Here is a 26,460-nt window from a genome sequence, read left to right as displayed (position 1 = left end):
GCCAAAATCACGGCGGGCCTTTTTACGTTCAATGGCGCAGGCGCAACAGGCCAGCCAGTTCGGCCGAGATCGCCGTTCCAGCTTCATCATGTGCCGCGGGGCCAAGCAATTCGCGGGCCGCAGCCGCTTCCATCGGATTGAACAGCATACCTTCCGTGCCCTTGCGCAATGCCGCGTCTGATGCCGCAACTTCCACCAAGCCGGCCGCATTTTCGCTGATCTCATCCAGCATGTCGCGCGTGATGAACAGTGGATCGGCCCGGTGGTTTTCGTCGTTCGAGGGCGCGGACTCGCCGAGCCACAGCAGAACCACCGGCCCCTTGATCCGGCTGATCAGCAACCGCATCCGCGCCATCCACGCCGCCTGAAGCTCTTCGCGCACCATCCGAAACCGCTCTTCGCTGATCGCTTCCAGCTCGGTCAACAGATGCCGGGTAAAGTGGAATTCGGTGAAATCCACTTCGCGATAAATCGCCTTGAGCATCGCAGAGGCGTTGACGAAGCGATCATTCCGGCGCGGGTGCACCGAGTAAAGCCGGTTCGACATGTTCTGTGCGCCCATAATCTGAATAACGGTGGCGCTGGCCCCGTTGGCCGCCTCAAGCAGCGCGGTATCGTTGACAAACGCGTCGACCCCGGCGTTGACACAGCCGAAATTCACGCAAGGCACGCCAAGTGTGTCCTCGGTCAAAGCCGGAAACGGCGTCTCAATGAATTTGCCATACGTGTCCGTGCCGCCAACAAAGGCAATATAGTCTCCGTCAAGCTTGCGACGCGGTCCACGGAACGTCAGACGCGATGTGCCGTAGCGACACGGAAGATAGTCAGGAGCATCGGCTCCGGTCATTTCAAAGGTCATGTTACCCACCTAGTTAATTACTCACCTAAGTTGACTATCGCCTGATTCGATTGCCAAAAGGCTAAACAACGGATTTACAGCAACCTTTAACCTTTTCGCCGCAGTCGCCCGCCCTTGCCCTTGGTTGGCGTTGCTGCCTATTGTCTGGCAAACCAAGACGAGGGCAGGGCATGGACATTCATTCGATCAGCGTGATCGGCGCGGGCCAAATGGGCAATGGCATTGCTCATGTGATGGCGGTTGCCGGGTATGACGTGGTGATGACCGACATCTCCGAAGATGCGCTGGCCGCCGCCGTTCAGCGGATCGACAAGAATATCAGCCGCCAAGTGTCGAAAGGCGGGCTGTCGGCCGAAGACCACGCCGCCGCGATGGCCCGTATTTCGACGACGATGGCCCCCGAGGAGGTCGGTCAGACCGACCTGATCATCGAGGCCGCGACCGAGCAAGAGGTGGTCAAACAAAAGATCTTTGACGGGCTGCTGCCGCATCTAAAGCCGAACACGATCCTGACCTCCAACACCTCGTCGATCTCGATCACCCGGCTCGCCAGCCGCACCGACCGGCCGGAAAAATTCATGGGGTTCCACTTCATGAACCCGGTGCCGATCATGCAATTGGTCGAACTGATCCGCGGCATCGCCACCGATCAGGAAACCTATGACGCCTGTCTTGGCGTCGTGACCAAGCTGGGCAAAACCGCCGCCAGTGCCGAGGATTTCCCGGCCTTCATCGTCAACCGCATCCTGATGCCGATGATCAACGAGGCGGTTTATACGCTGTATGAGGGCGTCGGAAACGTCACCTCGATCGACCGGGCGATGAAACTGGGCACCAACCACCCGATGGGCCCGCTCGAGCTTGCGGATTTCATTGGCCTCGACACCTGCCTTGCGATCATGAACGTGCTGCATGACGGTCTGGCCGACACCAAATACCGCCCCTGCCCGCTGTTGACGAAATACGTCGAAGCCGGCTGGCTGGGCCGTAAGACGAAGCGTGGCTTCTATGATTATCGGGGCGATGAGCCGGTGCCGACGCGGTAAGCGGGGCGAAATTTCATCAATGAAATTTGCAAATTCCGTTGACGGAATTTCTACCCGCCAAGACCAAGCGTATGTTCCCGCAGCCGAGCCATCATGCGCCGCGGCTTGGTGCCCCAGCGCTGGATTTCCTCGGGTGAGATCGGCGCGCCGATGATCGGGGCCTGCGGCCGCTTGCAGGCGTGCATCACCTCATGGATCAACAGCCCCTGGCGCAGCGTCGCTGAAATCCTGTTTGCGATCTGATAGATCCGCGAATTTTGGCCAACAAAGTGCACCGGCACGACAGTCGCCCCCGAGCGATAGATCAACTTGGCGGTGAACGGGTTCCAGATCGCCTCAACCGCGTCGCCAAACATCGTCTCGCTCGCCGCCACAACTCCGGACGGAAACAGGATCAGCACGCCGCCGTTGGCCAAATGGCTCATGGCCTGCTTGCGCATCTCAAGACTTTCTTCGCGCGCGTTATCCTCATGCGGAAACGGCACCGCGATCATGAAGTCCTCGATCTCCTCGACCCCGGACAACAGGTTGCGGGTCAGGATCTTGTAGTCCGTCCGCACCCGCCCGACCAATTCCGCCAGCACCATCCCATCCACCAGCCCATGCGGGTGGTTCGCCACGATAACCACCGGGCCGGTCTTGGGGATCTGGGCGATTTGCTCTGGCGGGGTCTGAAGCTCGATTTTCATGAACTCAAGCGCTTGGCCAAAGAACGCATGGCCCTGTTTGGGCCCCTCGCGCTCGAACCGACGCACCAGCCGCAACAGCGGCAGCTTGCCCGTCAGCCATTCCATCGCACGGATGGTGTTGGCCTTCCACGGGTTGGTAAAGGTGTTCGCATAGGACAGCTTGCGCTTGTCATAGGGGGCTTGCTGGGCTGCCAAAGACGCTTTGCGCTCGGCTGCGGATTGCGCGGATTCCACCATTCTTGCGTCCAGGTCCTTCCAAAAAGGCCAAATGAGGCCTTAGCAGTCCTCTCCGAACCGGTCCGCCACCAGCGCTTCGACCGCGTCTGCCAGCGCTTCAGCGTCAGGGCCCGACGTCTGAACCTCAATAGTGGTTCCTTTTGACGCTGCCAACATCAAAAGCCCCATGATGCTGTCGCCCGACGCGTCCATGCCATCGCGTGACACCTCGGCGCGGGCGTCGAATCCTTCGACCACCTCAACAAGTTTGGCCGAGGCCCGGGCATGAAGACCCTTTTCATTCACGATCTTCAAATTACGGGTAACGCTTTGTGTCATAATGCCTGATCCGACGAGATATTCTGACTGTCTATATACTTACGTCCCGCCTCTGTCGCGCGCCGAACGGCATCAGCAACGCCCAAATCGCGACTTTTTGCCAATTTGATCAGCATTGGCAGGTTCGCGCCGTACAGGATTCTGCGATTTTCCGGAGCACAGGCCATCAAGGAAAGGTTCGACGGAGAGCCGCCGAACATGTCGGTCACGATCACGACACCGCCGCCCTGATCCACGGAATCGGCAGCGCTGCAAATCTCGCCCTGCTTGACCTCGCGGACATGGTCGGGCTCGATCGCGATGGCGCGGATCCCCGGCTGCTGGCCCACGACATGTTCTATCGCGGCCAGGTATTCGCGGGCCAATCCGCCATGTGCCACAATCACGATCCCGATCAACGTCGTCGGTCTCCCGTCCATCGCCCCATTTTCATCGCGTCATCACTCATCCGGGGCCTTCGGCGCCAGCGCGCGCCGCTCTAGTTCACGGTGCCTAATTGACACCCGCCAGCCCGCCGTTGCAAGCCCCCGGGCAATGCTTTCCGCAAGGGCAACAGAACGGTGTTTGCCGCCGGTACAGCCAAAGGCGGCAGCGAAATGCGCCTTACCCTCTTCGCGTGCGGCGGGCAGTTGGAACACCAGCAGATCAAGCACCTTTTCGCGAAACGGCGCAAAGCGGGCATCACTGGCGACATGATCCGCGACGCGGCTGTCTTCGCCGGTCAGCGGGCGAAGATCGGGCTGCCAGTGCGGGTTGGTCAGGAAGCGGCAATCAAACACCACATCCGCCGCGCGCGGCAGGCCACGTTTGTAGGAAAACGATTGCACCGACACCGCCAATTCATGACCGCCATCGACGCCAAAGATCCGGTGCACCTCGGCGCGCAACTCATGCGGCGACAGGGCCGAGGTGTCGACAAGGATCGACGCCTGATCGCGCAGCGGGCCGAGCAAATCGAATTCGCGCGCGATCCCGGCCTCTGGCGTACCATCCGGAGCCATCGGATGACGGCGGCGGGTTTCGGAATAGCGGTTCACCAGAATGCCCGGCTCTGCGTCAAGAAACAAAAGATCCGCCGCTTGGCCGGTCAGCGTGGCAATTTCCGCCAGAAGCCCAGACACCGCGGCAGGCGAGAAATCCCGCGTGCGCACATCAAGGCCCAGCGCCATATCGCGGGTCAGCCCACCGTCAAGCAGGCGCGGCACAAGCGACAGCGGCAGATTGTCGATGGTTTCAAACCCGAGGTCTTCGAGTGCATTAAGCGCAGTAGACCGGCCTGCACCGGACGGGCCGGTCAGAAGCACAAGGCGGGGTTGGGGGGCCAGAGGGGTCTGGGCCATTTCGGTGTCGTCTCCTCAGTCGCGGCGACCATGCAAGAGATATTGTCGAATTGCAGCAGCGAAATAGGGCCGCGCGATATTGTGAAGCAGCGGGAGCGTGATCCCGGCGATGTCCCGACGACGGTCCGGCGGCAGGCGTTGGTCCTCAGTTGTGTCAAGATCGACCACCAGCGCCAGCGGCACCGGCGGATGCGGATCAGCCGCCAACAGCCCCACAAACCGCGCCTCGATTAGCCCGGACAGCGCGGGCGGGCAACTGGCGATGGCCTGACCGTCCCGCAACGTGATCACCGTTCGGTCATCCGCCACCAACCCCGCGCCCAGCGCCAAAAGCTCCAGCGCCAGCGCCGATTTTCCGCGCCCCGACGCCCCGAGGATCAACACCCCGCGCCCCGCCAACGCCACAGTGCTGGCGTGCAGGATCAGACCGGAAGGCCCACGACAAAGCGCGCGCCCAGCGGTTCCGACGTCACGTCAGCCTCGGTTGGACGGATGTTTTCGGCCCAGATCACCCCGTCATGCGCTTCGACAATCTGCTTGGAGATTGCGAGCCCAAGGCCGGAGTTGTTGCCAAAATCATGCTCGGGACGGTGCGAATAGAAGCGCTTGAAAATCTTGGTCAGCGCCTCGTCCGGGATGCCAGGACCGGTGTCTTCGACCACCACCAGCACGCGATTTTCACGCTGGCGGGCCCAGACGCGGATGGCATCGCCCTCTTCGCAAAAGCTGATGGCGTTGGTGATCAGGTTGACGAAAACCTGCGCCAGCCGCGCCTCGAGCCCGTCGACCATGATCGGCGCGTCGGGCAGATCGGTGATGAATTCGATGTCCTTGGCCTGTGCATCCTTGCCCAGATACTCGCCCAGATTTCCCAGCAAATCGAGCAGGTTGAACTGATCCTCGTCCTCTTTGACCAATTCACTGTCAAGCCGCGAGGCATCGGAGATATCGCTGACCAGCCGATCAAGGCGACGCACGTCATGCTCGATCACGTCGAGCAGTTTCGCGCGGTGATCCTCACGCTTGACCATACGCAACGAGCCGACGGCAGAGCGCAAGGACGCGAGCGGGTTCTTGATTTCATGCGCCACATCGGCGGCGAATTGTTCGTTGGCATCGATCCGGTCGTAAAGCGCGGTCACCATGCCGCGCAAAGCCCCCGACAGGCGGCCGATTTCGTCGGGCCGCGCGGTCAGATCGGGGATGCGGATACGGCCCTTGGAGTCCTTGCGTCGGTCTTTCTCGCGGCCCAACTCGGCGGCGCGCGCCAGATCGGAGATTGGATTGGAGATGGTCGAGGCCAGCACCAGCGACAGCCCGATTGAAACAAGCGTCGCCACGAGGAACATCTGCAACACCCGCTCGCGCTCGGTGCGGACCAGCGTGTCAATCTCGCCCGAGGCCGAGACCAGAACCACGGCACCGATGGTGGTGCCGTTGTGCTCAATCGGCGTGCCGACGGTAAAGACCGTGCCACCCTCAGCGGATTCAGTGGTGCGCACGGTGGTTTTGCCCGCCAACGCCGGTTCGGCAAGCCCGGTCAGATGCTCTTCAAAGGCTGCGATACGCTCTTCTTCGGAGGGCGTGACCAGACCGGCCACCGTATCCCAGATCGTTCCGAGAAGATCGGTGATCAAGGTGCGGCCATCCTCATCCGCAGCGCCGACAGTCTTGGAGGCCGACCGCCCCACCAGCGCCTGACCCGGATCGAAAACAAACACCTCGGCCCCGCGTCGCAAGGCGATGCCGTCCAGCGTTCCGCCCACGTCGATGCCGTCGCCTGTGGCCAGATTGACCGGCGCGCTTCCCGGCAGTTGCGCCTCGAACACATCGGCGATCAGCTCTGCCTCGCTGACAAGCCCGGAGGCGCGCTGCGCCGCCAGACCATCACGCGAGGAATTGAGGTACAGGATGCCCCCAACCAGCACGTTCAACGCCACGAGGTTGAACATGATAATCTTGCGCGTCAGCGGCGATGTCCGCAGCGAAAACCAGCCACGGCGCGCGCGACTGTCCTGAAGCTCCTGCTCGACGGTGCCGTCGGGAGCCACCCAATCGTCGCCAAGAACCACGTCCCCGCGGCGTTTAGAGCCTGCGTCCTGCACGCCCATCTCCTCGACCAGAGCCATTACTCTTCGTTGTACCGATAACCGATACCATACAGCGTCTCGATCGCGGAGAAATCGCTATCCACGGTGCGCATCTTTTTGCGCAGACGCTTGATGTGGCTGTCGATGGTGCGATCGTCGACATAGACCTGATCATCATAGGCCACATCCATCAGCTGATCGCGCGACTTCACGAAACCGGGGCGCTGGGCCAGCGCCTGAAGCAGCAGGAACTCGGTCACGGTCAGCGACACGTCCTGACCCTTCCAGGCCACCGCATGGCGCAGCGGGTCCATCCGCAGATCGCCGCGTTCCATCACCTTGGTTTCCTCGGTGTCGCCGACGGTGTCATTGTCCATCGCGTCCTGACGGCGCAGCAACGCACGAATGCGCTCTACCAGAAGCCGTTGGGAAAACGGCTTTTTCACATAGTCGTCCGCCCCCATCCGCAGACCGAGCACTTCGTCGATCTCGTCGTCTTTGGAAGTCAGGAAAATCACCGGCATGGTGGTTTTCTGGCGCAGGCGCTGAAGCAGGTCCATCCCGTCCATGCGCGGCATCTTGATGTCCAACACGGCCATGTCGGGAAGTTTCTTGCTGAACGCGTCGAGCGCGGACTGGCCATCGTTGTATGTTTCGACCTCGAAGCCTTCGGCTTCAAGCGTCATGGAGACGGATGTCAGGATGTTCCTATCATCGTCCACAAGGGCGATTTTAGACATTATGTCTGTCCTTATACTGCTTGGATGCCTGTATTTTTTCACCTTTATGCCTTGTTTCGCAGAGCGCAATCAATCCTTAACTGCGAATCAGGCAACTGCATCCCCCACATCACACCCGAAAAGTACGAAGGAATGGCTAATTTGCCTCACCTACGTCTTCACTTGTGACCTAAGGGAAATATGATTGCGCTAAACAGGGGTTTGGTGGCGCTAACTGTGCGTTTGCGTCCTGTTCACCCGAATAACCGGCATGTTACACCTTTGTCACCGGGGCGTCGAAATACGTCGCGGGGGCGTCAATTAGACCGCCAAGTTACAAGACTTCCGCTGCGTGATGCGCGGATACATGGAGAGAAAAGATGGCATTTGGACGGGTAAACCCGCAGTTCCGGCTCGAAGATCAAGGGATCGAAGGTCTGGGCAATGTCTATTACAACCTCATGGAACCGGCGCTGATTGAAGAGGCACTTCGGCGCGAGGAAGGCTCGCTGGGGCAAGGAGGGGCATTCCTTGTATCGACCGGCAAATTCACCGGCCGCTCCCCCAAAGATAAACATGTCGTCAAGACCGACAGCGTCGCTGACAGCATCTGGTGGGACAACAATGCCGCCATGTCGCCCGAAGGGTTTGACGCGCTGTATGAGGACATGCTGGCCCATATGAAGGGCCGCGACTATTTTGTTCAGGATCTGGTGGGCGGGGCCGATCCGGCGCATTCCATCGACGTGCGCATGGTCACTGAGCTGGCCTGGCATGGGCTGTTCATCCGCCACATGCTGCGCCGCCCTGAGCTGGAAGACCTGGATGAGTTCACGGCGGATTTCACCGTCATCAACTGCCCCACCTTCAAGGCCGACCCCGCGCGCCACAACTGTCGGTCAGAGACCGTGATTGCGATGAACTTTGATCGCAAGATGATCCTGATTGGTGGCACCGAATACGCCGGCGAGAACAAGAAATCAGTTTTCACCCTGCTGAACTACCTGCTGCCGGCCAAGGGCATCATGCCGATGCACTGTTCGGCCAACCACGCAGTGGGCAATCCGGTTGATACCGCGATCTTCTTTGGCCTGTCGGGCACCGGCAAGACCACGCTGTCGGCCGATCCCGCGCGCGTTCTGATTGGCGATGACGAACATGGCTGGTCGGATCGCGGCACCTTCAATTTCGAAGGCGGCTGCTATGCCAAGACCATCAACCTCTCGCCCGAGGCCGAGCCCGAGATTTTCGCCACCACGTCAAAGTTCGGCACGGTGATCGAGAATATGGTCTATGACGAAGAGACCAAAGAGCTGGACTTTGAAGACGACAGCCTGACGGCCAACATGCGCTGCGCCTATCCGCTGGAGTACATCTCCAACGCCTCGTCCAGCGCGCTAGGCGGGCACCCCAAGAACATCATCATGCTGACCTGTGATGCCTTTGGCGTGCTGCCTCCGATTGCCCGGCTGACCCCGGCGCAGGCGATGTATCACTTCCTGTCGGGCTTCACCTCCAAGGTGGCGGGCACCGAGCGTGGCGTGACCGAGCCTGAGCCAACCTTCTCGACCTGTTTTGGTGCGCCCTTCATGCCGCGCCGCCCCGAGGCCTATGGCAACCTGCTGCGCGAAAAGATCGCCAAACATGGCGCGACCTGCTGGCTGGTCAACACTGGCTGGACCGGTGGGGCCTATGGCACTGGCTCGCGGATGCCGATCAAGGCAACGCGTGCCCTGCTGACAGCGGCGCTCGATGGCTCGCTGGCGGATGCACAGTTCCGCAAGGATCCGAACTTTGGCTTCGACGTGCCCAAGGACGTGCCGGGTGTGCCCGAGGTTCTGCTTGATCCGCGCCGCACCTGGGGCGCGCGCGACGAATATGATGCGCAGGCCGCCAAGCTGGTGCAGATGTTTGCCGACAATTTCGAGCAATATGTGCCTTTCATCGACGACGATGTGAAAGCGGCCGCCATCGGCTGACCTGCGCAGATATATAAACGCAAAACCCCCGATGCTTGGCACCGGGGGTTTTGTTGTGGCCTGTGTCTCACTCCAGGCAAGGTGGCCTTTCGGCCCGTATTTTTAGGAAATATGCATGTCTTCCGGCGAAACGCCGCGGTCGAGTGCTTCGACAAACCAACCGGGTTTACGGCCGCGGCCTGTCCAGGTTTGAGTGCCATCGTCGGGATTTCGGTACTTGGGCGCTGAGATCTTGCCGCCCTTGCCTGTGGTCAGATCGGAAAGGGAAAACCCCATCTCTGCTGCCTTGGCTTCCAGTGCTGCAAGCGCCTCTTTTTTCTTTCTGTCTTCAAAAGTACTGATCGCCTTTGCCACTTGTTTCTGCAGCTGCTTCAGTTCCTTTAAAGAAAGTCCCTCTAAGTCCATTTCCGGCATATCCTTTCCTGTTGGTGGTTTTTTGTCTCACCCAAGATCGTTAATTCATCGTGAATATACAGTCAATTCGGCTATTTGTGTCAAGGCGACAAGTACACAACTTTCCCCTTTTATTCAGGGCATTCCTTCGCGTTTAGACTGTGCACTGGGTTGCCATTGACGCGAACCAGTATCAACATAAAGGCGATTAAAGATAGCAGCATATCGCGCCCGTTGCGCACCGGCGGGAAACGGCCGATAAGATCAATCCGCGGCTATGACCATCGCTTTGAATTGGCACTGCTGGCCTTTGAATGCAGAGGGTGCCAGATAAGCAATTGCTTTACTCAATGGCTTGGCGCAGGCTTACAGTTGCTGGAATTTGCAAAGATTTCGCAATGGGTTGGAGGAATTGGCCATGAATATTGCCATGTGGTCCGGGCCACGGAATTTGTCGACCGCGATGATGTATTCCTTCGGTGCGCGCGCGGATTGCTATATCTGGGATGAACCTTTTTATGCGGCTTATCTGGCGCAGACCGGGCTCGTCCATCCAATGCGCGAGGCGATCATTTCCGCCGGCGAACCAGATCCCGCAGTGGTTGCGAAAGGCTGCGCGATGCCAGCGCCGGGCGGCCAGAAACTTTTTTATCAAAAACATATGACCCATCACATGATTTCCGGATTTGACCGAGAATGGTTCGGCTCTGTTACCCATATTTTCCTCATTCGCCACCCTGCGCGTGTCCTCGCCAGCTATGATCGCAAGCGGGAAAAGCCGGTGCTCGATGACATCGGATTTCGGCAACAGACCGAGATTTTCGATCAGGTCCGGGCGGCGGGTGCGCCGGCTGTGGTGATCGACAGCGCCGATCTGCGCCGCGCGCCCGAATGGATGCTGCGGCAGCTTTGCACGGCGATTGGCATCCCCTTCGATCCGGGGATGTTACGCTGGCCCGCCGGTGGCCACGCGCGCGATGGTGTCTGGGCGGCGCATTGGTACGATGCCGCCCACCGCTCGACCGGGTTTGCCGGGGCGGAGGGGGTTTTGCCAACGCTCACAACCGCGCTTCAGGCCGTCGCAGACGCCGCCCTGCCGCACTATCGGCGGCTCCGGGAACACGCCCTGCCCGGCCCGGAAACCGCCCCACACGGCTAAGCGAAACCGCGCGACATGCGCCGCCGCGGCCAACCTGCGCAAGCCTGCGATCAACGGCAATAGACTGTAGGGAAAGCGGGAAAATGGTCGGAGTGAGAGGATTCGAACCTCCGGCCCCTGCCTCCCGAAGACAGTGCTCTACCAAGCTGAGCTACACTCCGACTGTGATCGGCGGATTACATCGGGCTTCGCCACTTTGCAAGAGGCATTCCCCGCTTTTGTCATCCCGCCAGCCGCACCGCCCCAAGGCGGTTCGCCTAATCGTGGTGGCGCAAAAGCACCGAAACGCGGAACCCGCCGGGGCTGAACAGGCGCGACCGGTTGCGCAACACCGGCGTGTTCTCGGACACGCCCGCCCGGCTTTCGCGGAACACGATATAGATGCCCGACAGGATGATAAGCCCCGCCCCGATCAGCGTTGGCCGATCCAGCGTTTCATTAAACAGCATCCAGCCAAAGAACGTGGCCCAAAGGATCTGGGAATACTGCATCGGCGCGACAATCGCGGCCTCGCCATTGCGATAGGCCAGAATGATGCAGAACGAGGCGAGAAAGCCGAGCAAAGCAATCACGCCCATGCCGCCAAACTCCAACAACGACATCGGCACATAGACAAACGGCAACGCCGCGCCCATCAGGACAAAGTTGCCCGCCAGCGGATAGAGCAAGAGCACAACGGTCCGCTCTTCCCGCCCGACCTTGCGCACAATCACCGAGGCCAGCGCCGAGCCGAACGCCGCCGTCAGCGCCGCGAGGTGGCCCAGCGAAAGCCCCGCCCCCGAACCCGGCCGCAGCACCACCAGCACCCCGATCAGCCCGACAATCACCGCCGCCCAGCGATGCCGACCAACGCTTTCGCCCAGCATCGGAATCGACAACACGGTGATCAGCAGTGGCGCGGCAAACAGCAGTGTATAGACCTGCGCCAAAGGCAGCACCGAAAAGGCATAAAACGCACAAAGCCCGGCAATCAGCGCACTCAGCACCCGCATCAGCACCCACCAGGGATGCACCGGGCGAATGTGGTCGCGGCTCGGGTCGGTCATCAGCATGAACGTGACCAGCGGAAAGCTGATCAGCGAGGCGAAAAAGATGATCTGCACAGGCGAATAGGTGGCGCCGAGAAACTTTACCACCACGTCATGCGTGGAATACATGGCAAAGCCCAAAAGGGCATACAGAAGGCCTTTGATGTTCATGGGATCTCGCCGGATCTGGCCGCCGGGGCGGGTGTTGCGCGTCGTCCAACTGTTAGGGCGATTTGGCTGCCGGGTTCAAGGGGTGCGGCGCGCGATCACGGGCAAAGGCCAGATTGCCACGTTCTGGGGGTGGCACCACGGTAACAACTGTACTCTACCTTGGCGTCGAGCAGCTTTACCCGCCCGTCTGCCTGATTTTCCAGCACATAGGTGTGGCGCTCACCAAACACCGAATCGTCGGCAAACCCGGTTTCGGCAAACTGCGCGACGGTGTGGCCCTCGTTGTTGCGCCGCAGGACAAAATTGATCTGGGGGCGGCCTTCTTCCTCGCTGGCAGGAAAGCCGGCGATGGCCTGCGTGATCTCCGCCATCGGCCAATCGACGATCTCCCCGATTTCGGTTCCGTTGGCAAATGCGGGGGTGGCGAGGAAAAGGGAGGCTACAAAAGCTCTGAACATGAGGCACCTGTGGGGTTGAAACAGGCCCAGCCTATCGCAGCGGTCGACGTGCCGTCGATGGTTCAGATCACAGAGCAGATCCGGGGGGGAGAGAACCGGGGGCGAAACTCCGCCGCCCCCGGACCGATATCAAAGCGAGGCGTCCAACGCCGCCAGAACCGCATCACCGGCCTCAGAGGTCGACACCGGCTCGGAACCGTCAGCTTGCAGCAGATCTGCAGTGCGCACACCATCGGCCAGCACTTTTTCCACGGCTTGCTCCAGACGGTCAGCCTCGGACCCTTGGTCAAAGCTGTAGCGCAGCGCCATTGCGAACGACAGGATACAGGCGATCGGGTTGGCCTTGCCCTGACCGGCGATGTCGGGCGCCGAACCGTGTACCGGCTCATACAGCGCCTTGGGGCGGCCATTGGCCATCGGTGCGCCAAGCGAGGCCGACGGCAGCATGCCGAGCGATCCGGTCAGCATTGCCGCCAGATCCGACAGCATGTCGCCAAACAGGTTGTCGGTCACGATCACGTCGAACTGTTTCGGCCAGCGGGTCAGCTGCATCGCACCGGCGTCGGCATACATATGCGTCAACTCGACATCGGAATACTCGGCCTGATGCACCTCGGTCACGACATCGCGCCAAAGCACGCCCGATTCCATCACATTGGCCTTTTCCATCGAGCACAGCTTGTTGTTGCGCTTGCGGGCCAGCTCAAAGGCCGAACGCGCCACGCGGGCAATCTCGGACTCGGTGTAACGCTGGGTGTTGATGCCCACACGCTCGTTGCCTTCTTTGAACACGCCACGCGGCTCGCCAAAGTACACGCCCGAGGTCAGCTCGCGCACGATCATGATGTCGAGGCCCGACACCACTTCGGTTTTCAGCGACGAGAATTCCGCCAGCGCGTCAAAGCATTGCGCCGGGCGCAGGTTGGCATAAAGGTCCATTTCCTTGCGCAGACGCAGCAGGCCGCGCTCGGGCTTGAGCGAGAAATCGAGGTTGTCGTACTGCGGGCCACCAACGGCACCAAGCAGAACGGCATCAACTTCTTGCGCCTTGGCCATCGTGTCATCGTGCAACGCGGTGCCGTGCTTGTCATAGGCGCAGCCGCCGACGAGGTCTTCGCTGACGTCGAAATTCAGCCCGCGCTTGTCGCCGTACCACGCGATGATCCGGCGCACCTGCGCCATGACTTCGGGGCCGATGCCATCGCCGGGCAGAATCAGAAGGGAGGGCGTGCTCATGGGGGTATTCCTTTGTCGAAATGGGTCCCGCATCGCCTAGCCAATACCGGCGGGAAGTTCAAGAAATGACCGCCGCAATGGGCTCTTACCGACCCTGAAACGCGGATCAGCGCGCGGGCGGCCACTCCAGATCCACCCAAACCAGCGCATGGCGCGAGGCCTCGGCCGCCCGGCTGCCCGGCGCGGGCCAAAGTGTGCCGCTGTCGATCACCTGCAACCCGGCCGACGGCAGCACGTAATCCACCCGAAGATTGCCCGGCACCGGATCGTTCCAATTCGCGGTATCAAGCGCCGGATCGCCGGTTTGCGCCGGGTTGTCCTCGGCTATAGCAGCAGGATCGGCGGGCTGCGTGTCTTGAAGCCGAGGGTCAGCCAAGAGCATACGGATCGCATCATGGCGCCCTTCGCCGTCGGACGGATCAAGATTGGCATTGCCCATCAGCACGAAATGCGCGGGCACCGGCCCGAAACCGCCATCAAGATACTGCCGCCAAAAGAGCACCTCGTCATGGTTGCGCCGCCCGTTGCGATCTTCGGGGCCGTCAAACACCGGTGGCGTGGCCGAAAAGGTCAGCAGGCTCAGCACGCCCCCCGGCATCAGCACCGGCACCACCCAATGCGCCGTGCTCGACAGCGGCAGCACCGCCTGCGCCGCTTCGGGCACCTCGGCCCCTTCCATCAGATTGCCCGGCAGATCGCGCCACAAAAGCCCCGAGAAATCCTGCACCGCCGCGACATCCAGCGGATACCGAGACAGCACCGCATTGCCGCCCTGCCCGGTGAAAAACCCAAACCCCAACGAATCCTCCGGCTCTTGCAGCCGCCCATCGCCGTCCAGATCGGCGCCGACATCGCGGCCAGCGTTCTGCACTGGCGCAAACAGATGCGGGTACTCAACACCGCGCGCGGCCAGCCCCTTGACCAGCGCGGTCAGAGTGGCCAGCGTCAGATCATGGTCAATCGCGGTGAGCAGCAGGATATCGGGGCGGACCTCGGCCAGCGTTTCGATCACCGCCGCCACCTGCGGGTCTTTGCCCTTCAGGATGTCGCGCAGCATAAGCCCCGGCCCCTTGCGGCTCAGCTCCACATGCCATGTCGCCACGCGCACAGGTTCGGCCAAAGCCGGACCCACCATCAAACTAAAAAGGCAAATCAGCCAGCGTGCTGGGCGCGGGCATAGGCGCGGCGCCGCTTTTCCTCGATCAGATCGGCAACCCGGCTCATCGCGATGCCGCGCATGATCATACTGGCGGGAATGAAGGCCCATGCAACCATCGTCCATACAAAGCTCTGCGAGTCAAACAGCGACAGCGCGTCGAACATCACCGAGGCCACCCGGAACAACGCCGGGATCAGAAACGGCAGCACAACCCCCGCCGCAATGTTGAGATACCCGTCGCGGCGCAGGCGTGGCAGCACATCGCCGCCGGTGGTTGGATCAAACAGCGGCAGATTGGTCCAGACGTTGAAGGCACCATTGCGCGACGGCCAGTCATAGATATGCACCAACAGCGCAAAAGTCCCGAGCGCCGTCAACGACAGCGCATACACCAGCGCCGCCCCGTCGCGGGCACGTTGAACCAACTCAAGGCTGGAATCGGCGGGCAAGCCATACACAAGGATGCGCACCGGCGAATACGGCAGGTCCATGAAATCGCCAATGGTGGCCGCACCGCGGGCCACAACGCCCGACAGCACGCCGGGATGGGTCGCATCGCGGCTAAGCAACGTCAGGCAAAGCACCATCAGAACCAACATCACAAAGCGCATCCGGTTGAACGGCGGCGCTTGGCGGAATTCAACGAAACTGGGGTAAGAGGAGGCATATTCGGCAAACACGAACAGCGCGGCAAGCAAAGCGACAAAGACAGAGATCTGCGCACTGTCGACTCCGTTCGAGCCGAGCATCAGGCCGGGAAGGACGACAACGCTGGACACCAGCAACGCCCGTATAGCCGCACCGAAAATGCGTGAAATCACTGTTCGTTCCCCTTCAATCCGGTCGAGCGCGGTTCAATGCCGTGCTCTTGTTCCCGTTTGATGCCGCTTGGGTGATGCGGCCTGCCTCATTCTTGCCCAATTGTTGCCCCTTTTCGGCCGGTGTCTCAACCGTCTGTTCACCATAAGGGACTCAATTTGGCGATTTCGTGGGGCGGGTGGTGCTGCATTGCATCAATCCGGTGGCCAAAAAATGTCAATGAAAACAGGGTACACCAGATATAGCGGAACGTGCCCCCCGCACCACTAGCGGCGCGCGCATAGGGCGAAGGCCGCGTGGAAACAATCGGGGCAGAGTCGGGGGAGCAGAAACGAAAACGGCGCCGGAGTATCCAGCGCCGCCTCATTTGACAGGGGTCGTAAAACTCAGACCCAGGGACGCTCCTGCGCGGCCTTGGCTTCAAACGCATCAATCGACGCCTCTTTGGCCATGGTCAGCCCGATGTCGTCGAGACCTTCAAGCAGGCAATGCTTTTTGAACGCATCCACCTCAAAGGCGATGGTGCCGCCGTCGGGGCCTTGGATGGTCTGGTTTACCAGATCCACGGTCAGGGTGGCGTTGGCGCCACGGCCTGCGTCATCCATCAGCTTGTCGACATCTTCCTGCGGCAGAACGATCGGCAGGATGCCGTTCTTGAAGCAGTTGTTAAAGAAGATGTCGGCAAAGGACGTGGAGATCACGCATTTGATGCCAAAGTCCTTGAGCGCCCATGGCGCATGTTCGCGCGACGAGCCACAACCGAAGTTGTCGCCCGCGACGATGATCTCGGCGTTGCGGTACTGCGGCTTGTTCAGCACGAAATCCGCGACTTCGCTGCCGTCGCGGTTATAGCGCATCTCATCGAACAGGTTCTTGCCAAAGCCCGTGCGCTGGATGGATTTCAGGAACACCTTGGGGATGATCATGTCGGTGTCGATATTGACCAACGGCATGGGGGCCGCGGTGCCGGTGAGTTTTTGGAATTTTTCCATCGGTTCAATCCTCTTGGAACGGGTGCCGGGCAGTAGCCCGGCCTACGGTCATGGGTAGGCCGGGCATAGGCCCGGCACACCGTCACATCATCTCGCGCACGTCAGTCAGGTGGCCGGTCAGGGCCGCAGCCGCCGCCATCGCAGGGGAAACAAGGTGGGTACGACCCCGGAAACCCTGACGCCCCTCAAAGTTGCGGTTCGAGGTCGAGGCACAGCGCTCTCCCTCGGACAGCTGGTCGGGGTTCATCGCGAGGCACATCGAACAGCCCGCCATGCGCCACTCGAAACCGGCTGCTTTGAAGATATCCGCCAGACCTTCTTCCTCGGCCTGCGCCCGCACAAGGCCCGAGCCGGGCACGACCATCGCGCGCATCCCGTCTTTGACCTTCTTGCCTTTGAGGATCGCGGCCGCAGCGCGCAGATCCTCGATCCGGCCATTGGTGCACGACCCGATAAAGACCGTGTCGATCTGGATATCGGTCAGCGCCTGACCCGGTGTCAGATCCATATAGGCCAGCGCACGTTTCGCGGCTTCGACTTTGCCACCCTTGAAGTCTTCGGGGGCGGGCACTTTGCCGGTGATCGGCAGCACGTCTTCGGGCGAGGTGCCCCAAGTCACAACCGGCGCGATGTCTTCGCCTTTGAGAGTGATCACCTTGTCCCAATGCGCGTCGTCATCGGAATAGAGCGTTTTCCACCAGGTCAGCGCCGCTTCCCACTGGCCAGCCTTGGGCGCATGCGCCCGGCCTTTGACATAGGCATAGGTGGTTTCGTCCGGCGCGATAAGGCCGGCGCGTGCGCCGCCTTCGATCGCCATGTTGCAGACGGTCATGCGGCCTTCCATCGACAGATCGCGGATCGCTTCGCCGCAATATTCGATGACATAGCCGGTGCCGCCGGCGGTGCCGGTCTCGCCGATCACGGACATGGTGATGTCCTTGGCGGTCACACCGGGGCGCAGCTTGCCGGTGATCTCGACCTTCATGTTCTTGGATTTCTTCTGGATCAGCGTCTGCGTCGCCAAAACATGCTCAACCTCGGAGGTGCCGATGCCATGCGCCAGTGCGCCAAAGGCACCATGCGTCGCGGTGTGGCTGTCGCCGCAGACTACGGTCATGCCCGGCAGGGTCCAGCCCTGCTCGGGGCCAACGATGTGCACGATGCCCTGACGGACATCCGACACCGGGTAATAGTGTACGCCGAATTCCTTGGCGTTCTTGTCGAGCGCCTCGACCTGAATGCGGCTCTCTTCGTTGTCGATGCCGTTCACGCGGTCTTCGGTGGTGGGCACATTGTGATCGGGCACCGCGATGGTCTTTTCCGGTGCGCGCACGGTGCGGCCCGTCATCCGCAGCCCTTCAAAGGCCTGCGGGCTGGTCACTTCGTGAACAAGGTGACGGTCGATGTACAGAAGGCTGGTGCCGTCTTCGGCCTCATGCGCAAGGTGCGCATCCCAGATTTTATCATAGAGCGTTTTGGGGGACATGGCTGGTCCTCTCCCGTTCAAAAATTAAATATGTGTGGGGCGGATTGGCAAAAGGCCGCTCAAGCCCGGGCGAGCACCGTATGTGACGCACCGTAGAACCGCTCGCGAAGGCGGGCACGGTCTTGAATATTTGTCAGCATTTGCATAGCTCGCCACTTACAGCCTAGGCGAGATTCTATCAAGCCTTGGCGGAAGTTTCCCGAAAATCGTGATCCGGTGGGATGCGTGGACAAAACGCAGCGGTAGTGAGGTATTGGCGATGAGCAAGTTGAGTGTGATTTATGCGGCCCTGTGCGCCGCGACCTTAAGCGTTGGATTGGCCGTGCAGGCCGGTCAAGGCGGGATCACCCCGTCGGAAACCGCGTTTTCCGAGGAAAGCCTGCGCGCCATCATCGAGGCCACCGGGCTGGGCCAGCCCTAACGCCCTGTCCCGCGCCCTGTGCTGCGACTTGCCCTGCGACTTGTGAAACAGCTGGAAATCATGCGACCCTGAGAAAAGACCCTGACAGGAGCGCAGATGGATCCCCAGACCGACCCGGTAGCGGCCATGGCCCTGCTTCAGGAATTTCTCACCAACGCAAAATCTCTTGGCGAATTCTACCTCACCGGCCTGATGCGCAGATGGAACCTGTATCAGGTTGGCATTGCCCTTGGCCTGTTCGCGCTGGCCTGGGGGCTGGGCAGCCTCGCCCGCCCACGGCTTCATGACTGGATGCGCGGGCGCGAAGGCTGGCCACGCTGGCGCATGCGGGTACTGGTGATTGTGCACCGGCGCCTCAGGATGATCTTCTTCGTCATCCTGCTTTGGATCGCCGTGCTGATCATGCGCGAGATCGCTTGGCCATCCCGCTCTTATCTGCTTGGGATCTTCTCAAATCTGGCCACGGCCTGGCTATTTGTGGTCTTTGCCACCCGGCTGATCGACAATCCGCTGCTGCGCACCACCGTGCGCTATGGCGCGTGGATCTGGGTGACACTGTCGATCCTTGGCCTCACCGACGGCACGCAGATCCTTCTGGATCGCATGGCCATCACGCTGGGCGACACCCGGATCTCGGCCTGGCTTTTGGTGCAGGCGCTGGTGATGCTGACGGCGACCATCGCGCTGGCGCGGTTCATCGCCAAGACCACCTCGGACCGCATTCGCCGCAACGAAGACATCTCGCCCTCGATGCAGGTGCTGACCGTCAAGTTCCTGCAAGTGGTGCTGTACGGCTCGGCCTTCTTTATCGGCCTCAACCTTGTCGGCGTCGATCTCACCGGTCTGGCGGTGTTGTCGGGGGCCATCGGCGTCGGCCTGGGCTTTGGTCTGCAAAAGGTGGTGTCGAACCTCGTATCCGGCATCATCATCCTGCTCGACAAGTCGATCAAGCCGGGCGACGTCATCAGCCTTGGCGAAACCTTTGGCTGGATCAACTCGCTGGGCGCGCGGTACGTCAGCGTTGTGACCCGCGACGGCAAGGAATACCTGATCCCGAACGAAGACCTGATCACCGGGCAAGTGGTGAACTGGTCACACTCGTCGGATTTCGTGCGGCTCGATATCTTTTTCGGCACCGCCTATCAGGACGACCCGCACCAAGTGCGCAAACTCGCCATCGAGGCCGCCTCTGGTGCCGAACGGGTGCTGGAGTTCCCCAAAACCCCGGTTTGCCACATCGTTGGCTTCGGAGATTCGTCGGTAGACTACATTCTGCGGTTCTGGATCAAGGATCCGACCGGCGGCCTGACCAACATCCGCGGCGATGTGTACCTTGCACTCTGGGACACTTTCAAGGCAAACGGCATTTCGATTCCCTTCCCGCAGCGCGAGGTGCGTGTGCTCAAGGACGATGCGGATACGGCCGAAACCGGCGGCATCTTGCAGCCTTGATGCCACATTCATTGAAATGTGACCTGTTGCTTGCTATTTTAGGGAGATGCTCGGCGCCAGGGCCAATCGGCGCGATATCAAGGAGGACAGTGTCCTGACTGTTACCATTGAAGCGGCAAACACAGCCGTTCAAGGCGTGCCCCACGCGGGCCAACACGCGCAAGTCACCAGCGAAGAGCTGCTTGCGCACATTCTAACCTCTATTGCTGACAGCAAAGCCGAGGAAATCGTGCAGATTGATCTGCGCGGCAAAACCGCCATCGGCGACTATATGGTGATCTGCCAAGGTCGCTCGTCGCGTCAGGTTGCGTCGATTTCGGAACGGCTTGTCGATACGTTGAAGACTGAATTCGGGCGCCACTCCAAGCTTGAGGGCAAGGGCACCGGTGACTGGGTTCTGATCGACACCGGTGATGTGATCGTGCACGTGTTCCGCCCCGAGGTACGCGAGTTCTATCAGCTGGAAAAGATGTGGCTGCCGACAGACGAAGCCGCGGCGCGGCCGACAAGCCACAACTGATCTAGACGGATGCGGGTGCATATTTGCGCTGTGGGTCGCCTGCGGGCGGGCCCCGAAAAGGCGCTGATTGATGATTATGTCACGCGCTTTGATCGCACCGGCCGGGCCTTGGGGCTTGGCCCGTTGCAACTGCACGAAGTTGAGGATCGCAAAGGCGGCGGCATGGGCGCCGAAGCCGCGCTTTTGCGCAAGGCCTTGCCGCAAGGCGCGGTGTGTATCGCGCTTGATGAACGCGGCAAGCTGATGAACTCGCCGGATTTTGCCGGTGTCCTGTCCCGCTTTCGCGACGACGGGCGCGGCGACCTCGCTTTGATCATCGGCGGGGCGGACGGCATTGATCCGGGGCTGCGCGCCGAATGCGATATGGCGCTGTCGTTTGGCAAAATGGTCTGGCCGCATATGCTGGTGCGGGCGATGCTAAGCGAGCAACTGTATCGCGCGGCGTCCATCCTTGCCGGTGCGCCTTACCACCGGGTCTGACGCTTTAGCCGCGAAACGACCCCCCCTGCAAAACGAAACCACGGCCATCGAGAGAGCTAGCCCCAATTGCTTGTGGCCCGTGCGCAGCTCTCCGATGCCGTGGCATTTTGCGGCCCCTAGGCCGCCGTGAGGGTGGTACGATACTGCTTCAAGCGTAACATGAAATTTCTTGTCTGTCACCGCAATGTCACAGCCGGTCAGGCAATAAATTCAAGTATGCTGATAAAGGTATCGCCGTACTTGCGGCTCTCCAAAAGGTCAAAGCCGTCCGGCGCGCTTTGGGCGGTGCTTTCCTCCCAGACGATCAGCGCCTCGGAGGCAAGCCAGCCCCCCGCCTGCGCCACGCCCAGCGCCCGCGCGCCAAGCGATTTGCCATACGGCGGGTCAAGGAATACCAGATCGCAAGCTGCCCCGTCATTCGCCGGAAGCCGGGTGGCATCGCAGGTGAACAGCCGACAGCTTTCCTCTTCGCGCAGCATCGCCACATTGGCGCGGATCAGCTTTTGCGCCTTGCGGCCATCATCAACAAAGGTGACATGCGCCGCCCCGCGCGACAGGGCCTCAAGCCCCAACGCGCCGGTGCCCGCAAAGAGATCAAGCACACGGGTGTCGTCAAACGGCGCGCCAAACCGCCCGCCGCCCAGCATCGAAAACAGGCTTTCGCGCACCCGGTCTGTGGTGGGCCGCAGATGCGCGCCCGCGTCGCCCTTGCCCAGCGGCGTCAGCGCCCGTCCGCGATGCTCTCCGGCGATGATCCTCACCGCTTGAGCAGCTTTTTCATATCGCCATCGGGCGTGTGTACCTCATCGCGGCTCAGGGTCTTGCCTGCCTCGATCAGCCGCTTCCCCACCATATAGGCGCGCGCGTCGTTCATCGCGTCCACCGCCACCAGCGCATCGCCGTGGAAGTACCAGAACGACACATGGCCCGAATCGCTGTGGCGGGTTTCGACGTGGTCATAGCCGGTGTTCAGCCCGGCGATCTGCAGTTTGCAGTCATATTGATCCGACCAGAACCACGGCTTGGCAACGTAATCCACCGCGCCGCCCATCATGTTCTGCGCCACCACCTCGGCCTGGTCGATGGCGTTGGGCACGCTTTCCAGCCGGATGCGTCCACCGCGATAGGGAAACGAGGCGCAATCGCCCGCCGCCCAGATATGCGGCGCAGAGGTTCGGCCCTGCGCATCGGTCGCGATGCCGTTGTCGATCACAATCCCTGCCGCTTCGGCCAGTTCGGTGGCGGGCATGATGCCGACGCCAACCACAACCATATCCGCCGCGATCTCGCTGCCATCGCTCAGCCGCGCGCCAGACACGTTGCCGTCGCCCAGCAACCGCTCCAGCCCCACGCCTTCGCGGATATCCACGCCGTGATCGCGGTGCAGCTTGCGGAAGAAATCCGACGTCTCTGGCGCCGCGACCCGTTGCAGGATGCGCTCGCCCATCTCGACCAGCGTGACTGTCATCCCCTTTTTGGCCGCCACCGCCGCCGCCTCAAGCCCGATATAGCCGCCGCCCACAATCAGAGCGCGCCCACCCTCGCGCACCTGCGGCTCCATCGCGTCGACATCGCCAAGCGTGCGCACCACAAAAACATTGCCGAGATCGCCACCAATCGCAGCCGGCAACCGGCGCGGATGCGAACCGGTGCAGAGCGCCAATTCGTCATACTGCAGCACCTCGTCGCCAAGGCGAACCGTCCGCGCCTCGGCATCAATCGCGCTCACCGTCGCATTCAACCGCAGCGCAATATCCTGATCCGCGTAAAACTGCTCGGGCCGCAGATAAAGCCGCTCCTGCGCCATGTCCCCCGACAGATACGCTTTGGACAAAGGCGGGCGCTCATACGGCGGCACCGGTTCGCCACAGATCAGCGTGACCTCGCCCTCAAACCCCGAATTGCGCAGTTTCGCCACAAGCGACGCCCCGGCCTGTCCGCCGCCGACAACGATGAAATGGGTCATGGCGTTCCTCTTGACTGATCGGCCTATTGGGGCTGGTGCCCGGTTCGCCGGACCTTATATTGCCGGGAGATGTGAAATCAATTCGAATGGGAACGTAGATATGGCGATTTCAGTGGGCGACAGCCTGCCGCAGGCAACTTTGCTGACAATGGGAAATGAAGGACCGGAACAGGTCGATCTGGGTGCCAAGCTCAAGGGCCGCAAAGTGGTGATCTTTGGCCTGCCCGGTGCCTATACCGGCACATGTTCAAGCGCACATGTCCCCAGCTTTATGCGCACCAAGGGTGACTTTGATGCCAAAGGCGTGGACGAGATCATCTGCGTGTCGGTCAATGATCCCTTCGTGATGCAGGCCTGGGGCGAAAGCACCGGTGCCACCGAGGCGGGCCTGACCTTCCTTGGCGATGCCTCGGCCGCGTTCACCAAAGCCATCGGCATGGAGTTCAACGCCCCTCCCGCAGGCCTGCACGACCGGTCGCAGCGCTATGCACTTTATGCCGAAGACGGCGTGGTCAAGGTGCTGCACCGCGAGGAAAGCCCCGGCGTCTGTGACATCTCGGGCGGCGAAGCGCTGCTGGCGGAAATCTGATACAAACCGGGTGCGCAGGCTCTGCGCGCCCGGCCCCCCCGGCCCCCTCTGACTATTCCGCCAGCTGTTCCATCCGCCGCGCCAGCTTGACATCCAGCGCCGACAAACCGCCCAGATCATGGGTGGTCATCACCACCTCAACCGTTTTGTAGACATTGCGCCATTCCGGGTGGTGGTTCCATTTCTCGGCATAGATCGCCACGCGTGTCATCCAGCCGAACGCCTCAACGAAATCGGCGAACTCAAAGGTCTTGCAGATCGCATCGCGGGCTTCATCGACGGTCCAGCCCGCCTCGATCAATGGGGCCAGCATGGTCTTGCGACCGGTGTCCGACAATTTCTCGCTCATGGCTGTTCCTCCCTGGTGTCGCGCCGAAACGGGCCATAGCTTGTGAGGATCTCGATATCCTCGTCAATTGCGGCCCGTTCTGCGGTAAGATAGCGCGCAATCGCTTCGGAAAAACCCTTGTCCGCCACCCAATGCAGCGAATGGCAGGGCACCGGCAGGTATCCGCGCGCCAGTTTATGCTCGCCCTGCGCCCCGGCCTCGACCCGTTTGAGCCCGCGCGCAATGGCAAAGTCGATCGCCTGATAGTAACACGCCTCAAAATGCAGGCAGGGGTGATCTTCGATACAGCCCCAGTAGCGGCCAAACAGCACGTCACGCCCGATGAAATTAAGCGCCCCCGCCACCGGCACGCCATCCCGTTCGGCCAGCACCAAGGCGATATCGTCGCGCAGCACCTCCTGCGCGATGTCGAAAAACGCCCGCGTCAGGTAAGGCGTGCCCCATTTGCGGCTGCCGGTGTCCTGATAAAACACCCAGAAGGCATCCCAATGCTCCGGTTCGATCTGATCGCCGGTCAGGGTGCGGATGGTACCGCCAAAGCCCTGCGCGCGCTGGCGTTCCTTGCGGATGGTCTTGCGCTTGCGCGATGACAGCGCGGCAAGGAACCCGTCGAAATCGGCATATCCCTGATTGAGCCAGTGAAACTGCTGGGTCTGGCGACGCAAAAGGCCCATCTCGGCCCCGGCTTCGGCCTCTTCCTCGGTGCAAAAAGTGATGTGCAGCGACGATAGATCGTTGTTCGCCGCCAGCCGTATCGCGCCTTGCACCAAGGCCGAGGCGCCAACTTCCTCAAACCCCGGACGGCACAGAAACCGGCGGCCTGTCGCTGGGGTAAAGGGCGCGGCGATCTGAAGCTTGGGGTAATAGTCGCCGCCCGCGTTTTCAAAAGCCTGCGCCCAGTTATGATCGAAAATATACTCGCCCTGGCTGTGGCTTTTGGCATAAAGCGGCGCGCAGGCGATGACCTCGCCATCAATCCGCGCGGTCAGATAGGTGGGTTGCCACCCGGTGCCGCGCCCGACCGATCCGCTGTCTTCCAGCGCATTGAGAAACCGATAGGTGGTGAAGGGGTCCACCGGCCGCCCGCCGTCCTGCGCCTCGGGGCAGGCACAGGCATCCCAAACCGCCGCGCCAATCGCGGAAATCCGGTCATGGGTCTGAATTTCGATCTGGGTTTCGCGCATGTCACCTGCCTTGCACTGTCAGAATTGGCGCGGCGCGATCCGCTTTCAAGGCAAATACCGCTCGAAGGTGATATTGTCGGCCAGCTTGCGCGCCTCTGCCTCCTGCGCGGGCGTGCGGATGGTCCAGCACAGAACAGGCACGTCGCGGGCCTTGAGCGCCGCGACCGGCGCGGCGGCCAGATCGCGGGCGTGATGGCTAATAAAACAGGCCCCGACCCGGTCGAAATCGGGAATATCACGCAGCTGCGCCCGCACCGGTTCAGGCACCTCGGGCCAGTCTTCGGGATCATAGCCACAGGTGGTCAGCCCGCGCGGAATATCCGGCGCCAGCCGCGCCATCTCGGCCATGGCATGCGGATTGAACGACATCACCGCCAGCGGCCCGGCATAGCCCTTGAGCGCCTCTGCCGTGACCTGCTCCAACGGACCCACGTTGGGGCCCATTTCGCCGTCCTGATCCTTGATCTCGATTAGCAGCGGCACCTGTCCCGCAACGATCTCAAGCACCTCGGGCAGCGTCGGAATGCCCTCGTCACCGCCAGTGAGCCCAATCCCGGCCAGCGTGCTTTCGGTGTGATCGGCCAGCCGCCCCTCAACCCCGGTCAGCCGCGTCAGATCATAGTCGTGAAACACCATTGCCCGACCGTCCGCCGAGCGTTGCAGGTCAATCTCGATGCCATAGCCGCGCGCAATCGCGGCACGGATGGCAGCCCGCGAGTTTTCGGGCCGCCCCTGGGCAAGATCATGCAAGGCCCGGTGCGCCACCGGGCGAGTCAAGAAATCGGAATGCAGGGTCATGCGATTTCGAAAATGCCTTCGATTTCAACCGCAACGCCCAAAGGCAGCGCGGCAGCAGACACCGCAGAACGCGCATGCCGCCCGGCGTCTCCAAGGATTTCGACCAGCGTATCCGAGGCCCCGTTGATCACCTTGGGCTGGTCGGTGAAATCATCGGTGGAGTTGACGAAACCGGTCAGCTTCACCACCCGTTTCAGCCGCGACAGATCGCCGTCACAGGCGGCGCGCACCTGCGCCAAAAGGCTCAGCGCGCAGGCCTTCGCGGCCTTGGCCCCGTCTTCGACACTCAGGTCGCGGCCGATTTTGCCGAGGATAAGCCCATCCGCATCCGCCGACACCTGCCCGGAGACATACAGCGTATCGCCCGTGCGCACATAGGGCACGTAATTGGCCGCAGGCGCGGGGGCGGCGGGCAGGGTCAGCCCGAGGTCCGACAGCCGTTTTTCGATCATGTTGTCCATCGCGCATCTCCTGTCATTTGCGGCGACGCTAGACGGCAGGCGCAGCGCGGGCAAGAGCCGGG

At 61.3% G+C, this 26,460-nt stretch carries 30 protein-coding genes and 1 tRNA gene; 8 read left to right on the top strand and 23 right to left on the bottom strand.

Features of this window, described 5'->3' with window-relative positions; translation table 11 throughout:
• Positions 1 to 28 precede the first annotated feature (28 nt).
• Entirely contained in the window at positions 29 to 859 is an 831-nt protein-coding gene (locus tag ACW9UO_RS12490; RefSeq protein ID WP_457086130.1) for a DUF6473 family protein, read from the bottom strand.
• A 170-nt stretch (positions 860 to 1,029) separates the two neighbouring features.
• On the opposite strand from ACW9UO_RS12490, the gene ACW9UO_RS12485 reads away from it, so the two are divergent.
• Entirely contained in the window at positions 1,030 to 1,905 is an 876-nt protein-coding gene (locus tag ACW9UO_RS12485; protein WP_457086129.1) for a 3-hydroxybutyryl-CoA dehydrogenase, read from the top strand.
• A 50-nt stretch (positions 1,906 to 1,955) separates the two neighbouring features.
• Here ACW9UO_RS12485 and ACW9UO_RS12480 read toward each other — a convergent pair whose 3' ends face one another.
• From ACW9UO_RS12480 to ACW9UO_RS12450, 7 genes are read right to left on the bottom strand one after another with little or no spacing between them, the layout of a single operon-like run.
• Positions 1,956 to 2,831: a lysophospholipid acyltransferase family protein gene (locus ACW9UO_RS12480; protein ID WP_457086128.1), complete on the bottom strand. Its 876-nt coding sequence runs from the start codon at positions 2,829 to 2,831 to the stop codon at positions 1,956 to 1,958.
• A gap of 39 nt (positions 2,832 to 2,870) precedes the next feature.
• On the bottom strand, positions 2,871 to 3,149 hold the full coding sequence (locus tag ACW9UO_RS12475; protein WP_457086127.1) for an HPr family phosphocarrier protein: 279 nt from the start codon (positions 3,147 to 3,149) through the stop codon (positions 2,871 to 2,873).
• Complete coding sequence (locus ACW9UO_RS12470; protein ID WP_457086126.1) at positions 3,146 to 3,547, bottom strand: PTS sugar transporter subunit IIA; 402 nt, start codon at positions 3,545 to 3,547, stop codon at positions 3,146 to 3,148. The genes ACW9UO_RS12475 and ACW9UO_RS12470 overlap by 4 nt, the downstream gene beginning before the upstream one ends.
• A gap of 42 nt (positions 3,548 to 3,589) precedes the next feature.
• Positions 3,590 to 4,489 (bottom strand): RNase adapter RapZ, encoded by a 900-nt coding sequence (gene rapZ, locus ACW9UO_RS12465; protein WP_457086125.1) that lies wholly within the window; start codon positions 4,487 to 4,489, stop codon positions 3,590 to 3,592.
• 15 nt (positions 4,490 to 4,504) lie between these two features.
• Positions 4,505 to 4,894 (bottom strand): HPr kinase/phosphorylase, encoded by a 390-nt coding sequence (locus ACW9UO_RS12460; protein WP_457086124.1) that lies wholly within the window; start codon positions 4,892 to 4,894, stop codon positions 4,505 to 4,507.
• A 17-nt stretch (positions 4,895 to 4,911) separates the two neighbouring features.
• Positions 4,912 to 6,618, bottom strand: a complete 1,707-nt coding sequence (locus ACW9UO_RS12455) for a sensor N-terminal transmembrane domain-containing protein (protein ID WP_457086123.1) — start codon at positions 6,616 to 6,618, stop codon at positions 4,912 to 4,914.
• Complete coding sequence (locus ACW9UO_RS12450) at positions 6,618 to 7,319, bottom strand: response regulator transcription factor (protein ID WP_457086122.1); 702 nt, start codon at positions 7,317 to 7,319, stop codon at positions 6,618 to 6,620. Before ACW9UO_RS12450 ends, ACW9UO_RS12455 begins: the two co-directional genes overlap by 1 nt.
• 359 nt (positions 7,320 to 7,678) lie before the next feature.
• Between ACW9UO_RS12450 and ACW9UO_RS12445 the strand changes: the two genes are divergently transcribed.
• Positions 7,679 to 9,277, top strand: a complete 1,599-nt coding sequence (locus ACW9UO_RS12445) for a phosphoenolpyruvate carboxykinase (protein ID WP_457086121.1) — start codon at positions 7,679 to 7,681, stop codon at positions 9,275 to 9,277.
• 102 nt (positions 9,278 to 9,379) lie between these two features.
• On the opposite strand, the gene ACW9UO_RS12440 is transcribed toward ACW9UO_RS12445, so the two are convergent.
• On the bottom strand, positions 9,380 to 9,691 hold the full coding sequence (locus tag ACW9UO_RS12440) for an H-NS histone family protein (RefSeq protein WP_457086120.1): 312 nt from the start codon (positions 9,689 to 9,691) through the stop codon (positions 9,380 to 9,382).
• A 397-nt stretch (positions 9,692 to 10,088) separates the two neighbouring features.
• Between ACW9UO_RS12440 and ACW9UO_RS12435 the strand changes: the two genes are divergently transcribed.
• Positions 10,089 to 10,829: a sulfotransferase-like domain-containing protein gene (locus tag ACW9UO_RS12435; RefSeq protein WP_457086119.1), complete on the top strand. Its 741-nt coding sequence runs from the start codon at positions 10,089 to 10,091 to the stop codon at positions 10,827 to 10,829.
• An 84-nt stretch (positions 10,830 to 10,913) separates the two neighbouring features.
• Here ACW9UO_RS12435 and ACW9UO_RS12430 read toward each other — a convergent pair.
• The 8 genes from ACW9UO_RS12430 to leuC form a co-directional block, all read right to left on the bottom strand.
• A tRNA-Pro gene (locus ACW9UO_RS12430) sits at positions 10,914 to 10,990 on the bottom strand.
• A gap of 96 nt (positions 10,991 to 11,086) precedes the next feature.
• Positions 11,087 to 12,028 carry a DMT family transporter gene (locus tag ACW9UO_RS12425; RefSeq protein ID WP_457086118.1) on the bottom strand — a complete coding sequence of 314 codons (942 nt, stop codon included), beginning with the start codon at positions 12,026 to 12,028 and terminating at the stop codon, positions 11,087 to 11,089.
• Between the two features lie 95 nt (positions 12,029 to 12,123).
• Positions 12,124 to 12,399: a hypothetical protein gene (locus ACW9UO_RS12420; protein ID WP_457086117.1), complete on the bottom strand. Its 276-nt coding sequence runs from the start codon at positions 12,397 to 12,399 to the stop codon at positions 12,124 to 12,126.
• A 216-nt stretch (positions 12,400 to 12,615) separates the two neighbouring features.
• The gene (leuB, locus tag ACW9UO_RS12415; RefSeq protein WP_457086116.1) at positions 12,616 to 13,722 is read right to left on the bottom strand and encodes a 3-isopropylmalate dehydrogenase; all 1,107 of its coding nucleotides are present in this window, start codon (positions 13,720 to 13,722) and stop codon (positions 12,616 to 12,618) included.
• 106 nt (positions 13,723 to 13,828) lie between these two features.
• Positions 13,829 to 14,824: an endonuclease/exonuclease/phosphatase family protein gene (locus ACW9UO_RS12410; protein ID WP_457086115.1), complete on the bottom strand. Its 996-nt coding sequence runs from the start codon at positions 14,822 to 14,824 to the stop codon at positions 13,829 to 13,831.
• A 50-nt stretch (positions 14,825 to 14,874) separates the two neighbouring features.
• The gene (locus tag ACW9UO_RS12405) at positions 14,875 to 15,702 is read right to left on the bottom strand and encodes a hypothetical protein (protein ID WP_457086114.1); all 828 of its coding nucleotides are present in this window, start codon (positions 15,700 to 15,702) and stop codon (positions 14,875 to 14,877) included.
• A gap of 384 nt (positions 15,703 to 16,086) precedes the next feature.
• Positions 16,087 to 16,692 (bottom strand): 3-isopropylmalate dehydratase small subunit, encoded by a 606-nt coding sequence (gene leuD / locus ACW9UO_RS12400; RefSeq protein WP_457086113.1) that lies wholly within the window; start codon positions 16,690 to 16,692, stop codon positions 16,087 to 16,089.
• An 82-nt stretch (positions 16,693 to 16,774) separates the two neighbouring features.
• Complete coding sequence (gene leuC, locus ACW9UO_RS12395; RefSeq protein ID WP_457086112.1) at positions 16,775 to 18,178, bottom strand: 3-isopropylmalate dehydratase large subunit; 1,404 nt, start codon at positions 18,176 to 18,178, stop codon at positions 16,775 to 16,777.
• A gap of 259 nt (positions 18,179 to 18,437) precedes the next feature.
• Between leuC and ACW9UO_RS12390 the strand changes: the two genes are divergently transcribed.
• The 4 genes from ACW9UO_RS12390 to rlmH all read left to right on the top strand — a co-directional run bounded on the left by ACW9UO_RS12390 (position 18,438) and on the right by rlmH (position 21,051).
• Positions 18,438 to 18,599: a hypothetical protein gene (locus ACW9UO_RS12390; protein WP_457086111.1), complete on the top strand. Its 162-nt coding sequence runs from the start codon at positions 18,438 to 18,440 to the stop codon at positions 18,597 to 18,599.
• Between the two features lie 96 nt (positions 18,600 to 18,695).
• A complete protein-coding gene (locus ACW9UO_RS12385; RefSeq protein ID WP_457086110.1) occupies positions 18,696 to 20,051 on the top strand; it encodes a mechanosensitive ion channel family protein in 1,356 nt (451 codons plus the stop codon).
• A gap of 46 nt (positions 20,052 to 20,097) precedes the next feature.
• Positions 20,098 to 20,571, top strand: a complete 474-nt coding sequence (gene rsfS, locus ACW9UO_RS12380; RefSeq protein WP_457086109.1) for a ribosome silencing factor — start codon at positions 20,098 to 20,100, stop codon at positions 20,569 to 20,571.
• A 9-nt stretch (positions 20,572 to 20,580) separates the two neighbouring features.
• Positions 20,581 to 21,051 (top strand): 23S rRNA (pseudouridine(1915)-N(3))-methyltransferase RlmH, encoded by a 471-nt coding sequence (gene rlmH, locus ACW9UO_RS12375; RefSeq protein ID WP_457086108.1) that lies wholly within the window; start codon positions 20,581 to 20,583, stop codon positions 21,049 to 21,051.
• Between the two features lie 197 nt (positions 21,052 to 21,248).
• Here the strand turns inward: rlmH and rsmD are convergent, their stop codons facing one another.
• Both rsmD and ACW9UO_RS12365 read right to left on the bottom strand, forming a co-directional pair.
• Entirely contained in the window at positions 21,249 to 21,812 is a 564-nt protein-coding gene (rsmD, locus tag ACW9UO_RS12370; RefSeq protein ID WP_457086107.1) for a 16S rRNA (guanine(966)-N(2))-methyltransferase RsmD, read from the bottom strand.
• Positions 21,809 to 23,017 (bottom strand): NAD(P)/FAD-dependent oxidoreductase, encoded by a 1,209-nt coding sequence (locus ACW9UO_RS12365; RefSeq protein ID WP_457086106.1) that lies wholly within the window; start codon positions 23,015 to 23,017, stop codon positions 21,809 to 21,811. The genes rsmD and ACW9UO_RS12365 overlap by 4 nt, the downstream gene beginning before the upstream one ends.
• 100 nt (positions 23,018 to 23,117) lie before the next feature.
• On the opposite strand from ACW9UO_RS12365, the gene ACW9UO_RS12360 reads away from it, so the two are divergent.
• Positions 23,118 to 23,606 (top strand): peroxiredoxin, encoded by a 489-nt coding sequence (locus ACW9UO_RS12360; protein ID WP_457086105.1) that lies wholly within the window; start codon positions 23,118 to 23,120, stop codon positions 23,604 to 23,606.
• A gap of 52 nt (positions 23,607 to 23,658) precedes the next feature.
• On the opposite strand, the gene ACW9UO_RS12355 is transcribed toward ACW9UO_RS12360, so the two are convergent.
• The 4 genes from ACW9UO_RS12355 to ACW9UO_RS12340 are packed head-to-tail and all read right to left on the bottom strand — an operon-like array spanning position 23,659 to position 26,398.
• Complete coding sequence (locus ACW9UO_RS12355; protein ID WP_457086104.1) at positions 23,659 to 23,955, bottom strand: 4a-hydroxytetrahydrobiopterin dehydratase; 297 nt, start codon at positions 23,953 to 23,955, stop codon at positions 23,659 to 23,661.
• Positions 23,952 to 25,139, bottom strand: a complete 1,188-nt coding sequence (locus tag ACW9UO_RS12350; RefSeq protein ID WP_457086103.1) for a GNAT family N-acetyltransferase — start codon at positions 25,137 to 25,139, stop codon at positions 23,952 to 23,954. The genes ACW9UO_RS12355 and ACW9UO_RS12350 overlap by 4 nt, the downstream gene beginning before the upstream one ends.
• Before the next feature lie 45 nt (positions 25,140 to 25,184).
• Entirely contained in the window at positions 25,185 to 25,937 is a 753-nt protein-coding gene (locus ACW9UO_RS12345) for a glycerophosphodiester phosphodiesterase family protein (RefSeq protein ID WP_457086102.1), read from the bottom strand.
• Positions 25,934 to 26,398, bottom strand: a complete 465-nt coding sequence (locus ACW9UO_RS12340; protein WP_457086101.1) for a RidA family protein — start codon at positions 26,396 to 26,398, stop codon at positions 25,934 to 25,936. The genes ACW9UO_RS12345 and ACW9UO_RS12340 overlap by 4 nt, the downstream gene beginning before the upstream one ends.
• Between the last annotated feature and the right edge of the window lie 62 nt (positions 26,399 to 26,460).

Source organism: Marinovum sedimenti, from assembly GCF_054052205.1.
Note: the sequence above shows the minus strand (reverse complement) of the source record. Positions and strands in the feature narration are given on the sequence as shown.

Bases quoted from the DNA above. Each gene is read 5' to 3' on its own strand.
- ACW9UO_RS12355 (WP_457086104.1), bottom strand. From the start codon at position 23,955: ATGAGCGAGAAATTGTCGGACACCGGTCGCAAGACCATGCTGGCCCCA.
- ACW9UO_RS12345 (WP_457086102.1), bottom strand. From the start codon at position 25,937: ATGACCCTGCATTCCGATTTCTTGACTCGCCCGGTGGCGCACCGGGCC.
- leuD (WP_457086113.1), bottom strand. From the start codon at position 16,692: ATGGAAAAATTCCAAAAACTCACCGGCACCGCGGCCCCCATGCCGTTG.
- ACW9UO_RS12485 (WP_457086129.1), top strand. From the start codon at position 1,030: ATGGACATTCATTCGATCAGCGTGATCGGCGCGGGCCAAATGGGCAAT.
- ACW9UO_RS12385 (WP_457086110.1), top strand. From the start codon at position 18,696: ATGGATCCCCAGACCGACCCGGTAGCGGCCATGGCCCTGCTTCAGGAA.
- ACW9UO_RS12365 (WP_457086106.1), bottom strand. From the start codon at position 23,017: ATGACCCATTTCATCGTTGTCGGCGGCGGACAGGCCGGGGCGTCGCTT.
- leuB (WP_457086116.1), bottom strand. From the start codon at position 13,722: ATGAGCACGCCCTCCCTTCTGATTCTGCCCGGCGATGGCATCGGCCCC.
- ACW9UO_RS12420 (WP_457086117.1), bottom strand. From the start codon at position 12,399: ATGGCGGAGATCACGCAGGCCATCGCCGGCTTTCCTGCCAGCGAGGAA.
- ACW9UO_RS12390 (WP_457086111.1), top strand. From the start codon at position 18,438: ATGAGCAAGTTGAGTGTGATTTATGCGGCCCTGTGCGCCGCGACCTTA.
- ACW9UO_RS12490 (WP_457086130.1), bottom strand. From the start codon at position 859: ATGACCTTTGAAATGACCGGAGCCGATGCTCCTGACTATCTTCCGTGT.
- ACW9UO_RS12455 (WP_457086123.1), bottom strand. From the start codon at position 6,618: ATGGCTCTGGTCGAGGAGATGGGCGTGCAGGACGCAGGCTCTAAACGC.
- ACW9UO_RS12350 (WP_457086103.1), bottom strand. From the start codon at position 25,139: ATGCGCGAAACCCAGATCGAAATTCAGACCCATGACCGGATTTCCGCG.
- ACW9UO_RS12445 (WP_457086121.1), top strand. From the start codon at position 7,679: ATGGCATTTGGACGGGTAAACCCGCAGTTCCGGCTCGAAGATCAAGGG.
- rapZ (WP_457086125.1), bottom strand. From the start codon at position 4,489: ATGGCCCAGACCCCTCTGGCCCCCCAACCCCGCCTTGTGCTTCTGACC.
- ACW9UO_RS12440 (WP_457086120.1), bottom strand. From the start codon at position 9,691: ATGCCGGAAATGGACTTAGAGGGACTTTCTTTAAAGGAACTGAAGCAG.
- ACW9UO_RS12340 (WP_457086101.1), bottom strand. From the start codon at position 26,398: ATGGACAACATGATCGAAAAACGGCTGTCGGACCTCGGGCTGACCCTG.
- rlmH (WP_457086108.1), top strand. From the start codon at position 20,581: ATGCGGGTGCATATTTGCGCTGTGGGTCGCCTGCGGGCGGGCCCCGAA.
- ACW9UO_RS12425 (WP_457086118.1), bottom strand. From the start codon at position 12,028: ATGAACATCAAAGGCCTTCTGTATGCCCTTTTGGGCTTTGCCATGTAT.
- ACW9UO_RS12450 (WP_457086122.1), bottom strand. From the start codon at position 7,319: ATGTCTAAAATCGCCCTTGTGGACGATGATAGGAACATCCTGACATCC.
- ACW9UO_RS12480 (WP_457086128.1), bottom strand. From the start codon at position 2,831: ATGGTGGAATCCGCGCAATCCGCAGCCGAGCGCAAAGCGTCTTTGGCA.
- leuC (WP_457086112.1), bottom strand. From the start codon at position 18,178: ATGTCCCCCAAAACGCTCTATGATAAAATCTGGGATGCGCACCTTGCG.
- rsfS (WP_457086109.1), top strand. From the start codon at position 20,098: ATGCTCGGCGCCAGGGCCAATCGGCGCGATATCAAGGAGGACAGTGTC.
- ACW9UO_RS12360 (WP_457086105.1), top strand. From the start codon at position 23,118: ATGGCGATTTCAGTGGGCGACAGCCTGCCGCAGGCAACTTTGCTGACA.
- ACW9UO_RS12475 (WP_457086127.1), bottom strand. From the start codon at position 3,149: ATGACACAAAGCGTTACCCGTAATTTGAAGATCGTGAATGAAAAGGGT.
- ACW9UO_RS12435 (WP_457086119.1), top strand. From the start codon at position 10,089: ATGAATATTGCCATGTGGTCCGGGCCACGGAATTTGTCGACCGCGATG.